The sequence below is a fragment of the Pseudomonas migulae genome (genome assembly GCF_043225285.1).
GTDB lineage: Bacteria > Pseudomonadota > Gammaproteobacteria > Pseudomonadales > Pseudomonadaceae > Aquipseudomonas > Aquipseudomonas migulae_C.
On the sequence record NZ_CP171224.1, the window covers coordinates 184,656 to 207,672 of the forward strand.

At 62.2% G+C, this 23,017-nt stretch carries 21 protein-coding genes and 1 pseudogene; 4 read left to right on the top strand and 18 right to left on the bottom strand.

Annotated features, from left to right (window positions below):
• Positions 1-79: 79 nt before the first annotated feature.
• Positions 80-640: a MarR family winged helix-turn-helix transcriptional regulator gene (locus ACF6ZU_RS00940; RefSeq protein WP_392890016.1), complete on the bottom strand. Its 561-nt coding sequence runs from the start codon at positions 638-640 to the stop codon at positions 80-82.
• 132 nt (positions 641-772) lie between these two features.
• Between ACF6ZU_RS00940 and ACF6ZU_RS00945 the strand changes: the two genes are divergently transcribed.
• The 3 genes from ACF6ZU_RS00945 to ACF6ZU_RS00955 are packed head-to-tail and all read left to right on the top strand — an operon-like array spanning position 773 to position 2,056.
• Positions 773-1,513 (top strand): hypothetical protein, encoded by a 741-nt coding sequence (locus ACF6ZU_RS00945; protein WP_392890018.1) that lies wholly within the window; start codon positions 773-775, stop codon positions 1,511-1,513.
• Positions 1,513-1,776, top strand: a complete 264-nt coding sequence (locus tag ACF6ZU_RS00950; RefSeq protein WP_392890020.1) for a DUF2024 family protein — start codon at positions 1,513-1,515, stop codon at positions 1,774-1,776. Before ACF6ZU_RS00945 ends, ACF6ZU_RS00950 begins: the two co-directional genes overlap by 1 nt.
• Position 1,777: 1 nt before the next feature.
• Positions 1,778-2,056, top strand: coding sequence for a Rho-binding antiterminator (locus ACF6ZU_RS00955; RefSeq protein ID WP_392890022.1), 279 nt, complete (start codon positions 1,778-1,780; stop codon positions 2,054-2,056).
• 18 nt (positions 2,057-2,074) lie between these two features.
• On the opposite strand, the gene ACF6ZU_RS00960 is transcribed toward ACF6ZU_RS00955, so the two are convergent.
• A complete protein-coding gene (locus ACF6ZU_RS00960; protein ID WP_392890024.1) occupies positions 2,075-3,091 on the bottom strand; it encodes a succinylglutamate desuccinylase/aspartoacylase family protein in 1,017 nt (338 codons plus the stop codon).
• Between the two features lie 217 nt (positions 3,092-3,308).
• Between ACF6ZU_RS00960 and ACF6ZU_RS00965 the strand changes: the two are divergent.
• Positions 3,309-3,737: pseudogene (locus ACF6ZU_RS00965) on the top strand (TetR family transcriptional regulator C-terminal domain-containing protein); the annotation flags it as partial.
• Here the strand turns inward: ACF6ZU_RS00965 and ACF6ZU_RS00970 are convergent.
• The 16 genes from ACF6ZU_RS00970 to ACF6ZU_RS01045 form a co-directional block, all read right to left on the bottom strand.
• On the bottom strand, positions 3,693-4,700 hold the full coding sequence (locus ACF6ZU_RS00970; protein ID WP_392890026.1) for a DMT family transporter: 1,008 nt from the start codon (positions 4,698-4,700) through the stop codon (positions 3,693-3,695). The pseudogene ACF6ZU_RS00965 and the gene ACF6ZU_RS00970 overlap by 45 nt on opposite strands.
• Positions 4,700-5,398, bottom strand: coding sequence for an ABC transporter permease (locus ACF6ZU_RS00975; protein ID WP_392890028.1), 699 nt, complete (start codon positions 5,396-5,398; stop codon positions 4,700-4,702). The genes ACF6ZU_RS00970 and ACF6ZU_RS00975 overlap by 1 nt, the downstream gene beginning before the upstream one ends.
• Before the next feature lie 5 nt (positions 5,399-5,403).
• The gene (locus ACF6ZU_RS00980) at positions 5,404-6,117 is read right to left on the bottom strand and encodes an ABC transporter permease (protein ID WP_392890031.1); all 714 of its coding nucleotides are present in this window, start codon (positions 6,115-6,117) and stop codon (positions 5,404-5,406) included.
• A 145-nt stretch (positions 6,118-6,262) separates the two neighbouring features.
• Positions 6,263-7,045, bottom strand: a complete 783-nt coding sequence (locus tag ACF6ZU_RS00985) for a transporter substrate-binding domain-containing protein (RefSeq protein WP_392890033.1) — start codon at positions 7,043-7,045, stop codon at positions 6,263-6,265.
• A 27-nt stretch (positions 7,046-7,072) separates the two neighbouring features.
• On the bottom strand, positions 7,073-9,079 hold the full coding sequence (locus ACF6ZU_RS00990; RefSeq protein WP_392890035.1) for an aminotransferase class I/II-fold pyridoxal phosphate-dependent enzyme: 2,007 nt from the start codon (positions 9,077-9,079) through the stop codon (positions 7,073-7,075).
• A gap of 269 nt (positions 9,080-9,348) precedes the next feature.
• A complete protein-coding gene (locus ACF6ZU_RS00995; RefSeq protein ID WP_392890037.1) occupies positions 9,349-10,971 on the bottom strand; it encodes a 5-guanidino-2-oxopentanoate decarboxylase in 1,623 nt (540 codons plus the stop codon).
• A gap of 196 nt (positions 10,972-11,167) precedes the next feature.
• Positions 11,168-11,866, bottom strand: a complete 699-nt coding sequence (locus tag ACF6ZU_RS01000; protein WP_392893992.1) for a winged helix-turn-helix domain-containing protein — start codon at positions 11,864-11,866, stop codon at positions 11,168-11,170.
• Between the two features lie 87 nt (positions 11,867-11,953).
• Positions 11,954-12,589: a TetR family transcriptional regulator C-terminal domain-containing protein gene (locus tag ACF6ZU_RS01005; protein ID WP_392890039.1), complete on the bottom strand. Its 636-nt coding sequence runs from the start codon at positions 12,587-12,589 to the stop codon at positions 11,954-11,956.
• A gap of 48 nt (positions 12,590-12,637) precedes the next feature.
• Positions 12,638-13,339 (bottom strand): NAD(P)H-dependent oxidoreductase, encoded by a 702-nt coding sequence (locus ACF6ZU_RS01010; RefSeq protein WP_392890042.1) that lies wholly within the window; start codon positions 13,337-13,339, stop codon positions 12,638-12,640.
• Positions 13,340-13,371: 32 nt separating this feature from the next.
• Positions 13,372-15,459 (bottom strand): acetate--CoA ligase family protein, encoded by a 2,088-nt coding sequence (locus ACF6ZU_RS01015; RefSeq protein ID WP_392890044.1) that lies wholly within the window; start codon positions 15,457-15,459, stop codon positions 13,372-13,374.
• Between the two features lie 18 nt (positions 15,460-15,477).
• Complete coding sequence (locus ACF6ZU_RS01020) at positions 15,478-16,638, bottom strand: acyl-CoA dehydrogenase family protein (protein WP_392890046.1); 1,161 nt, start codon at positions 16,636-16,638, stop codon at positions 15,478-15,480.
• Between the two features lie 22 nt (positions 16,639-16,660).
• On the bottom strand, positions 16,661-17,452 hold the full coding sequence (locus ACF6ZU_RS01025; RefSeq protein WP_392890048.1) for an enoyl-CoA hydratase/isomerase family protein: 792 nt from the start codon (positions 17,450-17,452) through the stop codon (positions 16,661-16,663).
• 827 nt (positions 17,453-18,279) lie between these two features.
• Entirely contained in the window at positions 18,280-18,480 is a 201-nt protein-coding gene (locus ACF6ZU_RS01030; RefSeq protein ID WP_392890050.1) for a YbdD/YjiX family protein, read from the bottom strand.
• Between the two features lie 103 nt (positions 18,481-18,583).
• Positions 18,584-19,813 carry a dihydrolipoyllysine-residue acetyltransferase gene (locus ACF6ZU_RS01035; protein WP_392890052.1) on the bottom strand — a complete coding sequence of 410 codons (1,230 nt, stop codon included), beginning with the start codon at positions 19,811-19,813 and terminating at the stop codon, positions 18,584-18,586.
• 40 nt (positions 19,814-19,853) lie between these two features.
• Complete coding sequence (gene mdeB / locus ACF6ZU_RS01040) at positions 19,854-22,553, bottom strand: alpha-ketoglutarate dehydrogenase (RefSeq protein ID WP_392890054.1); 2,700 nt, start codon at positions 22,551-22,553, stop codon at positions 19,854-19,856.
• Positions 22,550-22,969, bottom strand: a complete 420-nt coding sequence (locus tag ACF6ZU_RS01045; protein WP_392890056.1) for a hypothetical protein — start codon at positions 22,967-22,969, stop codon at positions 22,550-22,552. Before ACF6ZU_RS01045 ends, mdeB begins: the two co-directional genes overlap by 4 nt.
• Positions 22,970-23,017 lie beyond the last annotated feature (48 nt).

Genomic DNA, 23,017 nt, shown 5'->3' on the forward strand with positions numbered 1-23,017 from the left:
GTGCCTGCCCCGCCTCTGGGAAATCCTTAAGCGGGTATCGGTTTTTCTTATCGGGTGAAATACAGCGATCCGGTTTCTGTCAGTCCCCCGTGGTTTCTGGCAGCGCGTGTTCCCGGCAGATCAAATCGACTTCGATCGGTTCCAGCGGCTCCTGTGTCAACCCGCAAAACGCTCCGCCCTCCACCGTCTGATGGAAACGGCACGTCCGGCACAGCCCGAAGCTGGGTACGTTTTCCCCTTGTTGAATGTTCCTCAGCAACTCCAATAGCAGCCCTTCCAGATCCTGCGAACGCGCACCCATGCGTCGGGCAGCGGAAAGCAAAAAGTCCGGTGGGGTCACCGCGTCCAGGAGTTCCCGGGCCGGAGCCGTCAACTCCAGGTGCACGCTGCGTTTGTCCCGGGTGTCCTGGGTTTTGATCAGCAGGCCTTTGCTTTCCAGCGCCTTGAGCGACTGCGAGACCGTGCCCTTGGTCAGGCCCAGGTATTCGGTGACCGCCAACGGGGTGTTGGAGTAACGGTTGCAGCGCCCCAGGTACATCAGGGCGCTCAACTGAATGGGCTGCAGATCCGAGAGCTTCGGGTGCTCGCGGAACCAGACACGGGTCAGGCTCGACAGCCTTTCCAACAGATCGAATAACACGGGTATTTCCTGATCAAAGATGTCGATAAATAGTATCGAATAAAAACCATGTTGACAAAGACTGACTTTGCCGTAGGCTTTTATGTGTCGATTCGAAACTACTAATCAGCAAATTTTCAACGGGAGGTATCCATGAAAACCGCACTGGCACTGACCCTCGGCACCCTGCTCGCCTCACAGGCATGGGCGCACGATCCGCAAGGCATCCACAGTGAAAAGGGCAAGACCGACGCCGCGTTCGACCTGGTGCAGACGCGAGTCTTCAAGGACGGTAACAACCTTGTGTTCGAGCAATTGGTCGACGGCAAGGCTGGCAGTCGAGTGCCGGCCGCCAAGGGTTCTTTCGCGGGTGCTGAGGTGTACAGCTATGTCTGGCCGACCAGCCTGGACAGCTCGGCCGTCGGGTTTGATCCAAAGTCCGGCATTCTCGCCCTGGCGCTAACGTCACACCCGGACTTCGATGACACCCCGCAACTGGACGAGAACAAGGACGGCAAGAAAGACAATGACGGCGGCCTCTGGCACTCGCATTGGGTGGTCCTGACCAAGGATGAAAGTTGCGGACCTGGCGGGTTGAAAGTGCGCGACATTCCCAAGGACGCCAAGCCAAAACTGCCGGCGACCTGGCCCGGTGCGCCGATCTACATCGACTCCCCCGGCTACGACCTGAGCGTCGACAAAAACGCGGCAAAGATTCGTGTGCCGCTGGCGGCCGTGGGTTTCCCCGAAAGCTTCAACTATGACGGCGTCACCGCGGCCCTGAAGGTCAACGCCGACCTGCACAACCCGTTGCTGTGCGTCAGCAGCGTCTACGTCATCGCCTCGGGTGACCTTTCGCTGCCCGGCACCTGGAAACTCAAGGAAAGCCAATGATGAGCGTCAAAGTGTTCGACACCCACGTACGCACCAAAGACGGTCGTTACCTGCATTTCGATGTGCTGATCGACAGCAACGACACCGAACTGGCGAAAACCTATGCCCGCCGCTTCCTTGATGAACTGGGCGTGCAGGACGAAGATATTTCCCAGAACGAATGCCGCTTCTGCCACGTTGAACCGACAAACCCCGTGGTGGCCGAGGCGATCAGTCGGCAAGGTCACTACATCATCAAACTGCAAGGTTGCGAGGAGAAATGAGATGAACCCGTATCAGCCTATGGATTGTGATCTGCACGACTATCTGGAGATCGCGTGCCTGCGCGGTTATCGGTTGCACGTCGAGTTGATCGATGGCGAAAGCCTGACGGCCAAGGCGCTGACCACGCGAACGTCCAGCGACAAGGAAGAGTTTCTCTGCGTTGAAACGGCTGACGGCCAGCAGGAGATCCGTCTGGATCAACTGCTGGCCGTCACACCGCTGGACGATCATGCGCAATTCGGGCGCGTGGTGTTTCAGGGTGCGGTCTGCTCGTTCTGACGCAGGAATGCTCGGCCCTCAATTCGGGTCGAGCAAACCGCCGCTCCAGTTGCGCGATACGCGGCTGCCGGTGAATTTCGCCACCACCATGCCCTGGGAAACCAGGCGATCGCGATAGCGCGTGACCATCCGCCCTGCCTGTTCCGCGCGCAGCACCACTTCGGATGACGGATCACCCGGCCGCCCGAGGATGCGTGCAAAACGCTGACCTTCCTCGACGAAATCCCCCAGCTCTTTTTCAAAGATCAGCACGCCAGGTTGCGGTGCCAGGATTGTCTCCATTTGCGCCATGTCCTTCAGCTCGACGGGCCAGTCAGCGACCGTCAGCGGCTCATCGATCACCCCGCTGCTGCACAGCCATGCATACAGGCCCTCGGCGTCCTGCTCGGCAAAGCGGTCGCTGACATCGCCCTGCCCGCGCAACTCCAGGGTCGCGGCCATGTGCCGTGCCGTGACGCCGTCGTGCAGCCACGGCGCGATGATGGTTTCCTCGAAGGAGCCATCGCCGCCGTCATCCCAGACAATGGCCACGTCCATTTTCATCGCCGCCGCCAGTTCCCGGCCCCGCGACCCGAAACTGCGGTGCAGGTAGAGGTAGGGCAAGGCTTCGTCATCGGTGTGCAGATCCAGCATCACTTGCGCCGAGGCGGCCAGTTGCACCAGGCTTTTTTGCCATTCCTGGACGTTGGTGGAAGGTCGTTCCATGGCGGCCGACTGGTCGAATCCGCGGTTGAAGTTATGTCCGGTGGCGTCATGAAAACGCCCGAGAATCCGCCCCTGGCGAAACTGCCCGATGCCCAGCGGATTGGCCTGCGGCACGACCGTCACATGGCTTTTCAGCCGACCTGCGGATTCGGCGACCTGCAGGCGTTGCATCAACAGATGCAGCACCAGCATCCCGGCGATTTCATCGGCATGCACCCCCGCCTGCAAATGCACGGCCGGGCCGCTGCCGTCTCCTTCGAAACGCCAGGCACCGACCCGCACCGGGTCGCCATTGTTGTTGCGCACACTGAACGAAATATCCTGCGCCATCTGCCTGCCCTCCCCTCATGATCATCAAGAACCGCTGCTGCCAGCACTGGATATTGAACGCACGTTCAACTAAGCTCGCCCCACTGGCACTGCACCCAAGGATTTCGTTGTGACCGACTCTCCCAAATACCGCCGCGTTGAACCCGACGAACGCCGCGAGCTGCTGGTCGCCGCCACCCTGCGCTGCCTGGCCCGCGAAGGCCACGCGGGGATTTCCGTGCGGCGCATCGCGACTGAAGCGGGCGTGTCCGTCGGCCTGCTCAATCATCATTTCGGCAGCATCGATGCGTTGATCGCCGACACCTACCAGAAACTCGCCAGCGAACTCACCACCGCCCTGCATCAGGAAATCCAGCAGGCCGGTACACCCGCGGAAAAGATGGACACCTTCCTCGTCGGCTCGTTTTCGCCCCGGGTCATGGACCCGAAACTGCTCGGTGTCTGGGTGGTGTTCTGGAGCCTGATCCGTCACTCGGACTACGTCAGCCAGTCCCACGAAAAAAGCTACCGCGACTACCTCGATCTGCTGCGCACCTTGCTCGACGACCTGGCCGCCAGCGAAGGCTTCGTGATCCACGACACGCGTCTGGCGGCCATCGGCCTATCGGCGATGCTCGACGGACTCTGGCTCGAGTGGTGCCTGAACCCCGACACCTTCAGCCCCGCCAACGGCCTCCACATCAGCCGTTGCTGGGTAAAGGGGTTGCGTCACGGAGCATTCAGCACCGACGACGTCCTGTGCGACGTGCCGGCCGAAGATCATCGCGAGGGTGCCACTGACCGCGATCAGCCCGGCACCGATCATCAGTGACACATCCATCAGCGTGCCCCAGATCAGGCTCGACAGCAGGAACGCCCAGATCAGTCCTGTGTACTCGAACGGCGCCAGCACGGTCGCGGTAGCGCGCTGGAAACTGGCGAACAGCAGGAACTGACCGATGCCACCCACCAGCCCGGCGCCGAGCATGCCCAGCCAGGCCGGGGTCGGCACGGACGTGTGGGTCCAGGGCAGCGCAACCATCATGCAGACGACAAACACCACGTTGGTGATCAGCATCTGCTCGAGCACTGACGTCTGGTCATCGACCTGGCGCAGCTGAATGTAGGTGAACGCCCAGCACACCGCCGCCAGTAACGTCAGCACGATGGGCAACGGATCGGTCATATGGCTCGGGCGACACGCGATGATCACGCCGACGAAGCCGACGACCAGGCTGAACCACTGCCAGCCGCTGGCGCGCTCCTTGAGGATCACCGCCGCCAGCACCGTGACCATGATCGGCGCGGAGAAATACAGCGTGGTCATTTCCGCCAGGGTCAGGTCGCGAGCCGCCGTGTAATACAGCACCCACGCCACAATCGACAGCAAACCACGCATCACCAGCAGGCGCCGGCTCGGTGAATGCCTGGCGCGCTGGACCAACCGCAAGCGCCCCGCCAACAGACAAGCGACCACCACCACGAGACTGCGCCAGAACAGGATGCTGACCACCGAGTAATCGGCCACCAGCCATTTGATCGCGGCGTCCTGCAAAGCCAGGAACGCGTAGCCCAAGGTGCACAGGCCGATGCCCTGCAACGAGCGGTCGACGATCCGTGGCCCATTCATTACACCGACCTGCGCACGGGCGTCCCACGCCGTTCGACGAAGGCAAACAACGCCTCGATCACGAAGGTCAGGCAAACATAGACCCCCGCCACCAGCAGCAACGGTTCGTACACTTGCAGGGTCTGGGCCCGGACCACGTTGGCCGCGCCCAGTAGGTCGATCACGGCGATGGTCGAGGCCAGCGCGGTGGACTTCAGCAACATCACGGTTTCACCGGCCAGGGTCGGCAACAGCAAACGCATGGCGCGGGGCAAGCGCACACGCAACAGCGACTGGCGCGAGGTCATGCCGAACGCCGAGGCCGCTTCGATTTCGCCCTTGGGCACCGCGAGCAGGCCACCACGAATCACTTCACCGACATAGGCGCCCATCGACAGCACCAGGGCAAACACGATGTACCAGTAACCGTCACGCAGGTACGGCCAGAGGAAGCTGCCGCGAATCAGCGGAAACTGCGCGAACAGGCTGCCGAGCCCGTAGTAGAAGATGTAGATCTGGATCAGCAACGGCGTACCGCGAAACACGCTGGTGTAGAACAGGCTGGCCTTGGCGATCACCTTGTATCTGGAGATCCGCGCCAGCGCCACCAGGATCGCCAGCAGAAAACCGAACACACTGGACAGCAACAGCAGGGTAATGGTCGTTTGCAGGCCACGGCCCAACAGCGCCGCGTATTCAACTATCCACGCTGGAATCATTTCAATCACTCGACCAAGGGCATCCAGCGACGAATGCGTCGCTCAAGCCGTCCCGACAGGTAGTTGGACACCAGCGTCACCGCGTAATACATCGCCGCGGCGGTGAGGTAGAACAACAGATAATGACGTGTCGAACCCGCGCCTTGCTTGGCGGTGTACAACAGTTCGTTGGTGCCGACCACACTGATCAGCGCACTGTCCTTGATCAGGTTGATCCACAGGTTCGCCATCCCCGCCATGGCGTAAGGCGCCATGATCGGCAGCGTGACGCGCCGGAACAGGCCGAACCCGCTCAGGCCGAACGCCTTGGCCGCTTCGATCTGGCCGAAAGGAATCGCCTGGATCGCCGCGCGGAAAATTTCCGAGGCATAGGCGCCCTGCACCAACCCCAGCACCACGATGGCTGCCAGCGGACCGCTGACATTCACCACGCCGTAGCCGAGCTCGGCCATAAGGGAGTTGATCAGCATGGAGCCGACGTAGTACAGCAACAGGATCAGCAACAATTCAGGCACGGCGCGGAACAAGGTGGTGTAGCCGCGCATCAGCGTCGCAATCGGGCGTGGCCCGTTCAACTTGAGGCAGGCCACGACGAGGCCGATCAGCAGCCCGAGCAGGAAAGCCCCGGCGGAGATCTGCAGGGTCATCCAGAGCCCTTTCAACAAGGCGCCGCCCCACCCTGTTTCGCTGAAATTGATCAATTCGAACATGGCTGGCATTTCGTTCTCCAGTTATTGCCCTCACGACAATCCCTGTAGGAGCGAGCTTGCTCGCGAAAAACGTTAACGATGACGCGGGGCATCTGATTCTCCGCGGCGCACTTACGTCCATCGCGAGCAAGCTCGCTCCTACAGGATCTGCGTTTTAGAACGCCGGTTTCACGCTGGTGCCGAAGTAGCTTTGGGAGAGGTCGTCGTAGTCTTTGCTGGCCAGCAAGGAAGCGATGGCCTTGTCGAGCTTGGCCTTGAGCTCGGTGTCGTCCTTGCGCAGGCCGGCGCCCACGCCCTTGCCGAAGATCGGGTCATACGGCACGGCGCCGAGGTAGGCCAGGTCCTTGGCGTCCGGGGTCTTGACGAAGGCCGCCATCGCCGTGCCGTCCGCCATCATCAGGTCGATGCGCCCGGCGATCAGGTCGGCGTTGGCCGAATCCTGGGTGTCGTAATACTTAACGTCAGCGATTTTTTCGTAGTAGGTCTTCAGGTAGCTGGCGCTCACCGTCGAGTTCTGCACGCCGATGGTCTTGCCTTTCAGGTCATCCGGGTACTTCTTCACCGAGGCATCTTTCGGCCCGACAATCGCGATCACCGAGTCGTAGTAGGCCTTGCTGAACGCGATCTGTTTCTCGCGCTCTTCGGTCACCGACATGGAGGAGAAAATCACGTCGATCTTCTTCGCCAGCAGCGACGGGATGATGCCGTCCCACGCCACTTCCTTGATCTCGCACTCGGCTTTCATTTCGCTGCACAGCTTGTGGATCAGGTCCACTTCAAAGCCTTTCCATTCACCGTTGGCCTGCTTCTCGGTGTACGGCGGATAGGGTTCGGCCGCGACCGCGAACCTGATCGGCTGGGCTTGCGCCGCACTCATGCCGGCCAGCATTACGCAGGCCACGCCGGTCAACCAGTTTGCCAAACGTCGATTTCCCATGATTTTTTCCCGTCTTTTTATGATGCGTTAGCGAGTCTGATGAGCGTTGACGAACTGTCGGCAACGTTCACTGCGTGGGTGTACGAACACTTCATCCGGCGAACCGGTTTCCTCGATCAGCCCTTGATGCAGGTAGGCGACCTTGGAAGACACATCGCGTGCAAAAGCCATCTCATGCGTCACCAGGATCATGGTCCGGCCTTCTTCCGCGAGAGAGCGGATCACCCGCAGCACTTCGCCGACCAGTTCCGGGTCGAGTGCCGAGGTGGGTTCATCGAACAGCATGACCTTGGGCCGCATGGCCAGGGCGCGGGCAATCGCCACCCGCTGTTGCTGTCCCCCGGAGAGAAACGCCGGGTACTCGTTGCGCTTGGCCGCCAGCCCGACACGCTCCAGCAAGGCTTCGGCCCGTTCAGTGGCTTCGGCACGGCTTTCACGCAGGACCTGGGTCGGCGCTTCGATGAGGTTTTCCAGCACCGTGCGATGGGGCCAGAGGTTGAAGTTCTGGAACACCATGCCCAGGCTCGAACGGATCCGCACCAGCTGCCTGGCGTCAGACACCAGCGGCGCGCCGGGGCGGGAGTGGTTCAGGTGGATGCTTTCGCCATCGACCAGAATCCGCCCCTCGTCCGGTATTTCGAGCATGTTGATGCAGCGCAGCAAGGTACTTTTCCCGGAGCCGCTGGCGCCGATCAGGGAGATCACATCGCCTTCGCGGGCGGTCAGTGAAACGCCTTTGAGCACCTCGATATTGCCGAAGCGTTTGTGCAGGCGTTCGACTTCGATCATGGTCCGTGCCGCGACCGGTTCAGGCGCGGTTGCAGAGCTGGTGACACGTGCGATCACCGGCCGTGGCGCTTCACCGTTCAGTACCTCGACAAAGTCGCGAATGCGCTGGCAGGCCTGGGCCAGGCGTTCCTCGCCCAAGGTAAACGAGAGCCGCACAAAACCTTGCGCCGGCTCACCGAACGCGGCGGCATCCAGCACCGACACACGCGCCTCGCGCAACAGGCGCCAGGCGAACTCGATGGAGGTCAGCCCGGTCTCGCGGACATCGATCAACACGAACATCCCGGCATCCGGGTTGAGCACGGAAATGCCCGGGCAATTGGAGAGACCGTTCACCACCAGGTCGCGGCGATGGCGGTAGATTTCCCGCATGCCGTGGGTGACTTCGTCGTGGGACTGCACAGCCTTTAGCGCGGCTTCCATGACAAAACCGGGCAAGCCATAGAGCATGCTCAGCACCAGGGTTTCGGCGTGGGCAACCAGCGCAGGATCGGCGACGATCCAGCCGGTGCGCCAACCGGTCATCGCATGGGATTTCGACAGGCTGCCGATCACCACGCAACGCTCGGCCATGCCGGGCAACGCCGCCAGGCTGATGTGCTCGCGCTCGAACGCCAGGCTCTCATACACCTCGTCCACCACCACCCACAGGTCGTGGGCGATGGCGAGGTCGGCGATGGCTTGCAGCTCTTCGCGGGTCAGCACCACGCCAGTGGGGTTGTTCGGGTTGGAGAAGAAAATCGCCCGGGTTTTCGGGGTGATGGCTTTGGCCAGGGCCGCAGCATCGAGCCGGAAACCGGAGTCCGCCGAGCACGGCACGCGCACCAGCGTGGCGCCGGAGGCCTTGAGTGTCGCTTCATAGGTGACGTACATCGGGTCGAGGGCAATCACCTCGTCGCCGGCGGTGAGCAGGCACATCGAGGTGGCAAACAGGGCGTTCTGCGCACCGGCGACGATGATCACGTTGGACGCTTGCAGCGGGCGGTCGAAGAGTTTGCCGTAGCGCTCGGCGATGGCTTCGCGCAACGCTTGGCGGCCGGCGATTTCGGTGTAGTGAGTGTCGCCTTCACGCAGGGCGTGAATCGCAGCATCGGTGATGAAATCGGGGGTGGGGAAATCCGGGTCGCCGACACTGAGGATGATCACATCTTCGCCCCGGCGCTTGGCTTCGTACGCCGCGTTGTGAATATCCCAGGCGGCAACGCCGTCGCCTGTGATTCGTTCAACAAAGGGTGAAAACCGCATGCCAGTGCCTCGTTCGATTGGAACAGCCGCAAGCCCGCTACCAGCCGGGGGTGGTGCAGCCAACATAGTCGAAGCTGAACAGTCGTTCAATTGAAAAATCCTCCGGGTTCGCGTTCAGCGCAAACAGGTCGTTTTCACGACAGTCGCGCCGTTTAATTGGGAAACGAAGATCCCTGTAGGAGCGAGCCTGCTCGCGAAAAACGTCATCGATAACTCGGTGTTTCTGATTAACCACGGCGCGTTGGGGTACTTCGCGAGCGAGCTCGCTCCTACGTCAGCGCGCAGGCGTGCTTTAGTTCGATCAGGGTCACGCCGGGATGGGCGAAACCACGGCGCAAATCACGCTCCAGTTCATCGAGGCTTTGCGGCGCGTGCACCGTGCAACCGAACGCTTTGGCCAGCAGCGCGAAATCCGGGTTGCGCGGCAAGACGCCGACCGGCTCGATGTCGAGGCTGAGCATGTCGTCGCGGATCTGCCCCAGGGCGTCGTTGTTCCAGAGCAGCACCACCAAAGGGCTGTCCAGTTCCTCGACTGCGGTGGCGAGTTCCTGCACGGTGTAAAGGAAACCGCCGTCCCCCACCAACACCAGGCCGGGCCTTTGTGGAGCGCCGAATTTGCCGCCGATCCCTGCGGGCAGGCCATAACCCAAGGTGCCGTAGCCGGTGGGGTGCAACCAGCTGCGGATGTTCTGGCTGGCGAACGCGTAGTTGCCGGTGTAGGCCAGTTGGGTCATGTCGCTGCTGATGAAAGTGTCGGCGGGCATGGCCGAGGCGATGCGGTCGAGAATGCGTTGATGGATCGCCTGCAATACACCGTGACCGGAGCGGATCGCGGCTTTCAAACCAGCCACCGCTCTGGCGGCTTCAGTCGAATCCCGCGCCTCCGCCGGCACTCGCGCCAACAAGGCCGCGAGCGCTTGCCGTGCATCGCCGTGCAAGGCCACAGCACAGGGATAGAAATCGTTGAACTTGCGCGAGTCGATATCGACGCGGATCACCTCGCCGCTCAACGGCAGGCGCTCGCGCCAGTAATCGGTGTCGGCCATTTCGGTGCCGACGGCCAGCACCACGTCCGCTTGCGCGACCAGATCCCAACCGGGTTGAACGCAGAGGCTGGAACCGGCATTCAGCGGCGCGTCCGGGGCTAGCAAACCTTTACCGGCGACGCTGGTGAACAGCGGCGCGGCGAGGCGTTCACTCAAGGCCTGCAACTCGGCAGCCGCCGCCAAGGCACCGCCACCGGCGATGATCATCGGCCGTTTGGCCTGTTGCAGACGTTTGGCCGCTTCATCCAGCGCCAAGGCATCCGGCAAACCGCGGCCCGGACGACGTACCACGTCGGCGCTCCAGTCGCGGCTGATCGCCCCGGCCAGCACGTCCAGCGGCACCGAAATGTGCACCGGCCGTGGCCGCTCGCTGTCGAACACGGCGAAGGCGCGGGCAATCAGTTCCGGCAAATCGTCGGTGCTCAACGCCACTGCGGAGAACGCGGTGATGGGTGCGGTGATTGCTCGTTGATCCTGGGTTTCGTGCAGGCACCCCCAGCCTTTGCCGAGGCTGGCGGTGTGGTTGACGCTGGAAATCACCAGCATCGGAATCGAGTCGGCATAGGCCTGGCCGATGGCGGTCGCCGCGTTGGTGACACCGGGGCCGGTGATGATGAAGCACACGCCCGGTTTGCCGCTGACCCGGGCGTAACCATCGGCCATGAACCCGGCGCCCTGCTCGTGACGGGTCAACACATGGCGGATGCCGCTGCCGGGCAAGCCGCGATACAACTCGAGGGTGTGCACGCCGGGAATGCCGAACACGGTGTCGACCCCGTAATTGGCCAGCAGCCGCACCAGGGCCTGGCCGCCGGTGAGAGATTGCGCGTTCGATTGGGAGCTCATGCCGGCCCTCTTTATTGTTTTGGTGTGGTGAAGGATTGAGCCGATATTAAACACTCGTTCAACAGCGAAGCAACTCTTTCCTCAATCGTGAAAACTTGTCACGAAAAGCTTCTAATCAATTGTTTTAAATAGGATTTATTGATCGAAAAACGACAGCTACCCGAAGACTGTTACATCTTCGAACATTCCTGAATGCTCAGGCCGCCAGGGAGGCACCCGCGGTAAACAGATAGCCGGCCCCGTGAATGGTGATGATCAGTTCCGGTTCGGCCGGGTCGTCGTGCAACTTGCGACGCAGGCGCCCGACCAGCACATCGATGGAGCGGTCATTGGGCATCCATTCGCGGTTGCGCAACTGGTCCATCAATTGGTCGCGGCTCAGGGTGTGACCGCTGTTGCGCATGAACACGTTGAGCAGCTGGAACTCGCCGTGGCTGAGCAGGGTTTCGCGACCGTCGCAGGCCTTCAGGCGACGGCGGTCGGTGTCGAGAGTCCAGTCGGCGAAACGCCTGAGGTGGGTGTCCGGCTGGCCAACCGGTTGGGCGTGCTGCACACGACGTAGCAGGTTGCGCGAGCGGGCAAGCAATTCTCGCGGGATGAAGGGATGAGTCAGGAAATCGTCGGCCCCGCACTCCAGCGCGTCGAGACGCTGTGCCTCCTCGCCGATCAGGATAATCCCGACCTCCGAGCGTTCACGCCACGCACGCGTCAGGGCCAAGGCGTCCGGCCAACGCGCCTCCAGCAACACCAACCCGACGGCAAAACGACTCAAGCAAGCCTCGGCCTGTTCAGCCGTATCGGCGCACCGGACCTCAAACCCGGCCGGGATCAAGGCAGCCTGCAACTGTTCGCGGATCAGCGGATCGTCACTCACCATCAACACGCACGGCATCACCGTCATGACCTGGCTCCTTTTTTTGGACTTGTGCGAAGCGGTGAAGGCACTCTAGCGACTACTGAACAGTTGATCAACAAGCCGGATTCACGGGCCGATGAACCGTCGATAACCGCCCATTTGCACGCCATCGACCCACGCCTCGCAGATCTGCACACCTTGGGCCGGGGTGAACGTCGAGGGGTTGAGCCCGCATTCCAGCCACAAACCGTCGAGCAAGGCGCTCAGGCCGATGGCCGCCAGGCCGCTGTCGAATTCCTCCCAGCCCTCCTCCTGAGCCAGCAACTTCAGGGCATCGCCCATGATCGTCCGGTACTCGCCATAGGAATGATCGTGCGCGCGGTTGATCGCATCGGCGGTTTTCACCGCGCCCCAGAAGGCCAGCCAGGCTTCGAGCAATTCAGGGTCCAGCATCTGCGGCGAAAACGATGCCTCGAAGAACGCCGATAAATGCTTGCGGGCGCCCTCACCCGCGTTCGCCACCGACTCGCGCAGCAAACTCATCACCTGGCCGGTGATGTGCAGGTAGGCGTCGGCCACCAGTTCATCCTTGCCGGCATAGTGATGACTGATCAGCCCCACGGAAACGCCGGCCTCGGCGCAGATCTTGCGGATCGAGGTGCCGACAAACCCGTACTTTTTCAGACACGTCAGCGTCGCGGCCACCAGATTGGCTTTGCGCACCTCGGGGTCCATACGCAGAAAACGCGCTTCCTCGGCCATGGTGTTCCTGTCCTTTTCGAAATCGATGGCTGACGGTACAACATTGCGTCAGCGCAGGGGATACAACGCCTCGTCAAACTGTGCCAGACGCGGGAAAACCAGCGGCGAATCCTGCCCGAGGTTTTCCAGGCGCTGGCGGTAATCCACGAGAAACTGTTCCCGAGCCTCGGCGCTGATATACGGCACATGCCACGCCACGAACGGTGGCAACACATCGAGCCCGACGTAGGCCAGCGTGCCGCGCAGCAGCGGGCGCAGCATATCTTCCAGCGGGCCGTGGATCGCGCCTTCGCCGAACATGTGTTCGCGCCCGCCGAGGGTCACGGTGACCAGCGCCTTCTTGCCCGCCAGGCCGCCCTGATCGTAGAAACGCTTGCCGCCGTAGCAGACGCCGGACACCAGCACCCGGTCGATCCAGCCCTTGAGGATCGCCGGCATGGAGAACCAGTAGATCGGGAAGTTGAGGATCAGCAGGTCAGCCCACAGCAGCTTATCCAGCTCTTGCTGGATGTCCGGCGCCAGACTCTTGGTCTTCACGCCCAGACGTTGTTCGAGGGCGTACACCAGATAATCGGGATTGTCCCGGTCGGAGAAATCCTCGGCGCTGGCGACCGGGTTCCAGTTCATCGCGTAGAGGTCGGAGACCTGCACTTCGTGGCCCTGGGCTTGCAGGGTCTGCAGCGCCTGATCGCGCAACGCCGTGGTAAACGACTGCGGTTCGGGATGAGCATGAAGAATCAGTACATTCATTGGGGCAGCCTTATGGCAATCGATTGAAAGGTTCAGGCCAGACGGATCAGTGCATCCACCGCCACCGCGCCTTCGGCATTGACCAGCAAGGGGTTCACATCCAGCTCGAGCAGTCGCTCGGCGTTCTCGCAGGCGTAATCCGCCACGGCACGAATCGCCCGGACCAACGCCGGCATGTCCACCGCCGGACCACCGCGAAAGCCGGTGAGCAGCGGCGCGCAACGCAAGCTCAGCAGCGCATCGTGAATGGCCTGATCGGTGGTCGGCAACAACAGGCTGCGACTGTCCTTGAGCAGCTCGACCAGAATTCCGCCGGCGCCGATCACCAACGCCAGACCGAAGCCGGTTTCGCGCTTGATGCCGACGATCAGCTCGGCCAGGGGTGGCGACGCCATGCGTTCGAGCAGGACCTGATCGAAGGCCAGGTGCGGTGCATGACGCGCCAGATTGCCACGCATGGATTCGAGCGCAGCGCTTAACGCTATTTCATCTTTCAGGTTGAGAGCGACACCACCGGCTTCGGTCTTGTGCGGCAGGTCCGCGCTGACCACCTTGAGCACCAGCGGATAACCGAGGCTGCGCGCCTCATCCAGCGCCTGCTCGGGACGGCACACGCGGGCGTCGGGCAACGGCAGGCCGAACGGACGCAACGCCTGTTTCGACTGCCACTCATCCAGCAACTGCCCCGAACCGATCGACGCCTCCGGGCAGATGGGCGCCAGTTCCGCTTCGCCGCCCGCCAACAACGCCGTCCGCCGTGCCTGGTAATGCGCGATGCGAGACCACGCTGCCAAGCCATCTTCCACCCCTTGCAACGCCGCCACGCCACGGGCATGCAGGCGTTCACGGGCAGAAGCCGGCAGCAGTTCGGGAAACGCCGAGGTGACCAAACCGGTCTTGCCGTGGCGTTCCAGCAGGTCGCAATACAACTCCAGCAGCAAGTCGCATTCCTTGCGTTCGCCGGTGAATTCAGCCGGATAGTCGAGCACCAGCAGGGCCGCATCGGCCGGGGTGCGCAAGGCCGTTTCGAGCATCTGTTCCAGGGCGTCACGGTCGCCCCAGATCGCCGTGGTGAAATCCAGCGGATTGACTAGGTTGGCGTAACTCGGCAACACCTGCGCCAGCTCCACGCGTTGGCTGTCGTCGAGTTTTGGCAAGGTCAGGTGGTTGCGTTCGGCGTAGTCGGCAATCAACCCCGCATCGCCACCGGAACAGGCCAGCGCGATCAGGCTCGGCCCGGCCGGCAAGTTCCCGCAGGCAACGGCTTTCAGGGTTTCGACAAAGCTCACCGGACCGCTGACACGAATCACGCCGAGACGCTCGAACAGACTGTCGTACAGCGCGTCGGAACCGGCCAGGGAACTGGTGTGACTGAGCGCCAATTCCGCACCGATCTGCGACACGCCGGTTTTCAGGGCGATCACCGGGATGCCTTTTTCCAGCGCCTTGTAGGCGGCGCGGGCAAAGCCGGGCACGTTCTTCAGCCCTTCGAGGTGCAGGCCGATGGCGGTGACGCGCGGTTCGTCGAGCAGCACGTCCATCAATTCGGCAACACCGAGCTGCGCCTGATTGCCCACCGAGGCCATGTACGCCAGCGGCAGCGAACGATCGCTCATGGACAGGTTGTAAGCGAAGTTGCCGCTCTGGGTCAGGATCGCGACGCCCTTCTCCACCGTTTTGCCGCCATGGGCCACCGGCCACAGCGCCACGTTGTGCAGGTAGTCGAGCAGGCCATAACAGTTGGGGCCGAGCAACGCCATGTCGCCCGCGGCGTGCAGCAGTTGCGCCTGCAACGCCTGGCCTTCCTCGCCGGTTTCGGCGAAACCGGAGGCATAACAGATCGCCCCGCCCGCGCCTTTGGCGGCCAGTTCGGCGACGCAACTCAGCGTCAGCTCCCGGTTGGTGGCGATAAACACGCCGTCCGGCGCGCAAGGCAGATCGGAGATCGACGCCACGCAAGGCACGCCTTCGAGGCTCGAATGTTGCGGATTGACCAGCCACAACTGGCCCTGGAAACCGCCATCGGCGCAGCGTTTGAGCGCCCGCGCCATGCTGCGACCGCCGACGAACGCCAGATGCCGCGGGGCGAACAGACGCTTGAGGTTGTCTCTGATCGACATGGGATTCTCCTTGGCCAATCAGCGCAGCAGCGGCCGCAGCAGCTCGCGGGAAATGATGTGGCGCTGGATCTCCGAAGTGCCTTCCCAGATCCGCTCAATCCGCGCGTTGCGCCAGATGCGCTCCACCGGACTTTCGTCCATCAGGCCCATGCCACCGAAAATCTGTACCGCCTCATCCGCCACGCGGCCCAGCACTTCGCTGGCGAACAGCTTGGCCATGCCGGCCTCGCCGTCGGTCATGGTGCCCTGGTCCATTTTCCAGGCGACGTTCAGGGCCAGCAGCTCGGCGGCGCGGATTTCGGTCGCCATGTCCGCCAACTTGAACGAGATGCCCTGATAGGTGCCGATGGCATGGCCGAACTGTTTGCGGTCGGCGGCCCATTGCAGCGACACGTCCAGTGCCCGCTGCGCCTGACCGACGCAGTTGGCCGCGACCATCACCCGCCCGGCCGTCAGCCAGGCGTTGGCCACGTCCCAGCCCTTGCCGACTTCGCCAAGCACTTTGGCGGCCGGCACCCGGCAATCGTCGAAGAAGATTTCGCTGGTGTGGTACCCGCGGTTACTGACGCATTTGGGTCCACGGCGGATGGTCATGCCGGGGGTGTCGCGGTCGACCAGGAAGGACGTCACGGCATTGCGCTGGCGGCCGTTGTGCTCGTAGGTGTCGGTCACCGCGAACACGATGGCGAAGTCGGCATGCCCGGCGTGACTGATGAAATGTTTGCTGCCGTTGAGCACGAAGTCATCGCCGTCACGCACGGCGCGGGTCTTGATCGCATTGGCGTCGGAACCGGCGCCGGGTTCAGTCAGGGCGAAACAGTCGACCTTCTCTCCGCGCACGCACGGCAGCAGATAGTCGCCGATCTGCGAGCCGGTGCAGGCCATGAGGATTTTCGACGGGCGCGCGACGAACACGTGCAGGGCCCAGGACACCTTGGACAACTCTCGCTCGATCAGCGCCTGGGACAGGTAATCGAGCCCGCCCCCGCCGACTTCCTCGGGCATGTTGAACGCGTAGAAACCGGCGGCAATCGCCTTGGCGCGGATCTGCGCGGCCAGTTCCGGCGGCACGGCGTCGGCGCGGTCGACCGCGTCTTCATGGGGCAGCAGTTCTTTTTCGACGAAGCTGCGCACGGACTCGACCAGCATGTCCTGCTCTTGGGTCAGTTGAAAATTCATGGTTGTTCGTACCTGCGTTCGATTACTGGCCGATGAAATGAGGGGTGCGTTTTTCCACGGCGGCGCGGAGGGCTTCGGCGCCGTCCTGGCTGCGACCGCAGAGCAGACCGGCGGCCTGCTCGGCGTCCAGTTGCTCGGCGAGGCTGCGCCGGGCGCCGTCGCGGATCAGCACCTTGGTCTGGGCGAAGGCGAACGTCGGGCCGCTGGCCAGGCGTGTTGCCAGCTCGGTGGTTTGCGCGATCAGCGTTTCATCGGCGCAGATTTCGCTGACCAACCCGGTGGCCAGCGCACGGTCGGCGCTCCAGATTTCGTCGAGGAACAGCAGGCGTTTGGTTTGTTCGAGGCCGATCAGGCGTGGCAGATGCCAACTGGCGCCGGCGTCGGGCGAGTACGCCATGCTGGTGTAGCCGGCCTTGAAACGCGCCGATTGAGCGGCGAGGCGGAAGTCGCAACACAGGGTCAGGTCCATCCCGGCGCCGACCGCGATGCCGTTGATGGCGGCGATGGTGGGTTTGCTGAAGCCGTGGAGGCGGTTCATCAACTGGTGGGCGGTTTCGGTCCAGCCGTAGGTTTCGAGGATGCCGCGACGTTCGGCGTCGGCCCACTCGGCCACGTCCGCACCCGCGCAGAAACCCTTGCCGTTGCCGGTCAGCACCAGCACCCGCACTGCCGGGTCGGCTTCATGAGCGTCGAGCACGTCGATCAAGGCCTTGAGGGTCGGGATATCCAGCGCGTTGCGTTGTTCGGTGCGGTTGAGGGTGATCCAGGCGATGCCGTGTTCAACCCGGCTGAGCAGTGACGGTTGCGAAGTCATGAAAGGTCCTCGTCGTTCTTGTAATTGGACAGGAGGTACGAACTGCAGCCGATACTAAACAACTGTTCAGTAACTGGGCAATCCTTTCAGAAAAACGCTGTTACAGGCGTTCAAAGAAGTTATCTAGTTGATTTAAATTGATATTTTCTAACGGAAGGGAGATTGGCTTGAGGAAGTTGTTACATCTTCGAACAACTCCCAGCCCCTTGTAGGAGCCGGCTTGCCGGCGATAGACATCACCACGGAGCACCTGACACACCGCGGCGCCTGGATCGCCAGCAAGCCGGCTCCTACAGGGTTTGTGTTTGGCCGGATATGGCACACGCCACAAAATTCGTAGGAGCCGGCTTGCCGGCGATGGACATCACCACGGAGCACCTGACACACCGCGGCGCCTGGATCGCCAGCAAGCTGGCTCCTACAGGGTTTGTGTTTGGCCGGATGTAGCGCACGCCACAAAATTCGTGGGAGCCGGCTTGCCGGCGATAGACATCACCACGGAGCACCTGACACACCGCGGCGCCTGGATCGCCAGCAAGCTGGCTCCTACAGGGTTTGTGTTTGGCCGGATATGGCACACGCCACAAAATTTGTAGGAGCCGGCTTGCCGGCGATGGACATCAACGATAACGCGTTCAAACAGGTTCAACGCGGAGTACTTGAGTCCATCGCCAGCAAGCTGGCTCCTACAGGGTTTGTGTTTGACCGGATGTAGCACACGCCACAAAATTCGTAGGAGCCGGCTTGCTGGCGATAGAAATCACCACGGTGCACCTGATACACCGAGGCATCTGGATCGCCAGCAAGCCGGCTCCTGCAGGCGGCTTTCAGCAGCACCGCGTCGTGCAGCTGCGTTTGCCGTAGCGGGCTTCCTGGCGCTCGCGGAAAAACGCTGAATGGCTCATCACCGGTTCGCCCGGATGATTAAGCGCCATTTGCGCGACGTAGTTGTCGTAATCCGGAACGCCCACCATCAGGCGCGCGCTCTGGCTGAGGAACCTGGCGGCATGCTGCAGTTTGCGGAACATGGCAAAAGCCTCTTTGTAATGTGGGGACGTTTGCATGAAACCGCGCTCATGTATCTGCAATGTGTCCGCGCGCCGGGGATTTGTACGATCACGTAGCCGCCCGTCACAGCACCAGCCGCCGATAATCCCCCAGCACACGGCTCAGATAGGCATTAAAACGCCCCGCCGCCGCGCCATCGATCACCCGATGATCCCAGCTCAGGCTCAGGGGCAGAATATGCCGCGTGACGACTTGTCCATCCTCCAGCGCCAGCCGTTCCCGGCTTTTGCCCACTCCCAGAATCGCGACCTCGGGCGCATTGATGATCGGCGTGAAGTACGTCCCGCCAATGCCACCCAACGACGAGATCGAAAAACAGCCGCCACTCATCTCCGCAACGCTCAGCTTGCCGGTCCGAGCCTTCTCCGCCAGCGCGGACATTTCCCCGGCAATCGCCAGCACACCTTTGCGGTCGACATCCCTGATCACCGGCACCACCAGCCCTTCCGGCGTATCGGCGGCAAATCCGATGTGGCAGTACTGCTTCATCACCAGCTCGTCGCCATTGAGGCTGGCATTGAACTCGGGGAATTTTTTCAACGCCGAGGCACAGGCTTTCATCAACAACGCGAGCAAGGTCAGCCTGGTCCCGTTGCCGGCCTTTTCCTGGTTCACCTGCACGCGAAACCGTTCGAGCTGGGTGATATCGGCATCGTCGTGATTGGTCACGTGGGGAATCATCACCCAGTTGCGATGCAGGTTGGCCCCGCTGATTTTCCTGATACGCGACAATGCCCGGGTTTCCACTGGCCCGTATTTGGCAAAATCGACCACGGGCCAGGGCAGCATGCCCCCCAACGGCGTGTCGCATACCGCAGCGGACAGCGATTTTTTCACCTGCGCCGACACGTCCTCCTTGGTGATGCGCCCGCGCAGCCCCGTCCCTTGAATAGCCTTGAGCGAAACACCGAGTTCTCGAGAAAACCGGCGCACCGAAGGCGATGCCAGCGGCAGGTCGGCGGGTGGACGTTTCGCTTCAATGACCAACGGCGCAGGTGCCACTTGCGGGAGCTCCGCTTGCCTGGCAACAGGTTCAATCACCGGCGATTGCGCCTCGCACGCGATCAAGGCAATCGGCGATCCTTTACTGACTTTGTCTTCCAGGCCGACCGCCAACGATTGCAGCACCCCGGTCTGCGGCGATGGAATTTCCATGGACGCCTTGTCGGTCTCGACGATGATCAGCGTCTGCCCTTCCAGCACCGCATCGCCGGCCTTGACCAGGATTTCGATGACCCCGACATCCTTCGCATCGCCGATGTCGGGCATTTGTATTTCACGCACAGTCTTCATAAGCGGTTCCTGAACATTCGACTCGACCTGAAGCCCGGCTTCAGGCCTCCCATGGCGCAACGGCGTCAACCTCGATGGCGTACCGCGCAATCGCCTCAGCACACACGCTGGCGTCGAGACGTCCCGCCTGCACCAGCGACGTCAGTGCGCTCAAGACGATCTGATGCCGGTCCACCTCGAAGAACGCGCGCAGTTGCTGGCGGGTATCACTGCGGCCAAAACCGTCGGTGCCGAGCACGGTGTATCGCGCTGGGACATAACTGGCGATCAGCTGCGGCAAGGCGCGGACGTAATCGGTGCAGGCAATGATCGGCGCCGTTTCGGTGAGCGATTCCTGTACGTGGCTGCGCCGCACCGGTTGGCCGGGGTGCAGACGATTCCAGCGCTCCACTTCACGGGCCTCGCGGGCCAGTTCGGTAAAGCTGGTCACGCTCCAGACCTCGCTGTCGATGTTCCAGTCGCTGGCCAGCAACTCGGCCGCGGCAATCACTTCGAGCAGGATCGCGCCGGAGCCCAACAGCTGCACGGTGCCGCGCGCGTCTTCGACTTCATGCCGGGCGAACAGGTACATGCCTTTGATGATCGCCTCCTCGACCCCTTCCGGCAGGTTGGGCTGCGGGTAGTTTTCGTTCATCAGCGTGACGTAGTAGAACTCGTCGACCTGACGCTCCAGCATCTGGCGCATGCCGTGATCGAGGATCACCGCAAACTCCCCGGCGAACGCCGGGTCATAGGCGCGGCAGTTGGGCACCATCGCCGCCATTAAGTGGCTGTTGCCGTCCTGGTGCTGCAAGCCTTCGTCGCCCAAGGTGGTGCGCCCCGCCGTGGCGCCGAGCAGGAAGCCACGCGCGCGCTGGTCCGCCGCCGCCCAGATCAGGTCGCCGATGCGCTGGAAGCCAAACATCGAGTAGTAGATATAGAACGGCAGCATCGGCAGGCCGTGCACCGAGTAGCTGGTCGCGGCGGCCACCCAGGAACTAATCGCCCCCGCCTCGCTGATGCCTTCTTCGAGAATCTGCCCGTCGAGGGCCTCGCGATAGCTCAGGATCGAACCGATGTCCTCCGGTTCATAACGCTGACCAACGCTGGAATAGATCCCGATCTGCTTGAACAGGCTGGCCATGCCGAACGTGCGTGCCTCATCGGCGACGATCGGCACGATGCGCGGGCCCAATTGCTTGTCCCGCAGCAAACCGCTGAGCATCCGCACGAAGGCCATGGTGGTGGACATTTCCTTGCCTTCGGCGGCCATCGCAAACCCGGCATAACTGTCGAGGTCGGGCACGGCCAGTGCTGTCGACGTGGTGGGCCGCGACGGCATGTAGCCGCCCAGCGCGCGCCGGCGTTCGTGCAGGTAACGCATTTCCGCGCTGTCTTCGTCCGGTTTGAAAAAGCTCAGGGAGGTCGCCTGCTCATCGGTCAACGGCAAATTGAAGCGATTGCGGAAGGCGATCAGGGCGTCCTTGTCGAGTTTCTTCTGCTGGTGCACGGTCATCTTGCCCTGCCCGGCGTCGCCCATGCCGAAGCCTTTTTTGGTCTGCGCGAGGATCACCGTGGGTTTTCTGCCTTCGCGCATGGCGCTGTGATAGGCGGAGAAAATCTTCACCACGTCATGGCCGCCACGTTTGAGGCGGTCGATCTGTTCGTCGGTCAGGCCTTGGGCCAACTGTGCCAGGGCTTCGTTCTGGCCGAAGAAATGATCGCGGTTGAAGCGCCCGTCCTTGGCGGCGAACGTCTGGAACTGACCGTCGACCGTGGTGGACAGCGCCTTGACCAGCGCACCTTCGTGGTCCCGGGCAAACAAACCGTCCCAGTCCGAGCCCCAGACCAGTTTGATGACGTTCCACCCGGCCCCGCCAAACAGCGCTTCCAGCTCGTCGATGATGCGACCGTTGCCGCGCACCGGGCCGTCCAGTCGTTGCAGGTTGCAGTTGACCACCCACACCAGATTATCCAGCCCTTCACGGGCGGCCAGCGTCAGGGCCGACATGCTTTCCGGCTCATCCATTTCACCGTCGCCAAACACACCCCAGACCGTGCGTCCGGCGGTGTCTTGCAGGCCGCGATGATCCAGGTAGCGCATGAAGCGCGCCTGGTAGATCGAGCTGATCGGGCCAATGCCCATCGAGCCGGTCGGGAACTGCCAGAAGTCCGGCATCAGCCACGGGTGCGGATAACTCGACAGTCCCCGGGCGCCATGGGCCCGCGCGCCGATCTCTTGCCGATAGTGCTGCAGGTCCGTTTCTTCGAGGCGGCCTTCCAGAAAAGCCCTGGCATAGACGCCCGGCGCCGAGTGCGGCTGATAGAACACCAGGTCACCGCCGCTGCTTTCGGTGCGCGCCTTAAAGAAATGGTTAAAGCCCACTTCGAACAAATCGGCGGCACTCGCGTAACTGGCGATATGGCCGCCGAGTTCGCCATAGGCCTGGTTGGCGCGGGCGACCATGACCAGCGCGTTCCAGCGCATGATCGAGGCCAGGCGTTCTTCCATGGCCAGGTCGCCCGGAAACACCGGTTGCTGCTCGACGCTGATCGTATTGATGTAAGGCGTGCCGTGGCGCGGGCGCCAGCCCATCTCGGCAGTGCTGGCCAGCGTGACCAGCATGTCCATGATCTGCCGCGCCTGCCCGGCCCCCCCATGGGCGATGACCGAGAGCAAGGCGTCCCGCCACTCAGCGATTTCTTCAGCGTCTTCGCTGGTCTGTCCCGGGAATTGGGCATGAAGATCGGACGGGTTCATGGGCATCTCCTGCAAAGGTCGGGTTCTGGAGCAATGCGCGGTGAAGGGGTCGCTCGGGCTAAACGCTTGACGTGATCGACCGCTTCGATGAGGGCGTGCTCGATCCGTGCGTCTTCGGCGATCGGGTAAATACTGATTCTGCGCCTGGACAAATCGCCTAAAAAGCCTTTATCCAGCTCGCCGGCCACGACCAGGCAGTAATCACACGAAGGCAGGTGCGCTTCGAACAGTCCGGTCGTCACGGGCGCTACCTCCACCCGCATCAGTGCGATGTTTTCAAAGCAACTGAAATTGTGGTGCATCAAATCGATATGTTCACTGTCGAGTCCTGCAGCGATCACGACGACGCGCGTGCCATTTGACGGCTCGCGCATCCATTTCCTGGCGGTGTGACCACGGTCGGCAGATTGGCTCATAGGCTTTGCCTTTCTTATTGGGCTGTTTGATTGAGCGGGCCAAGGCAC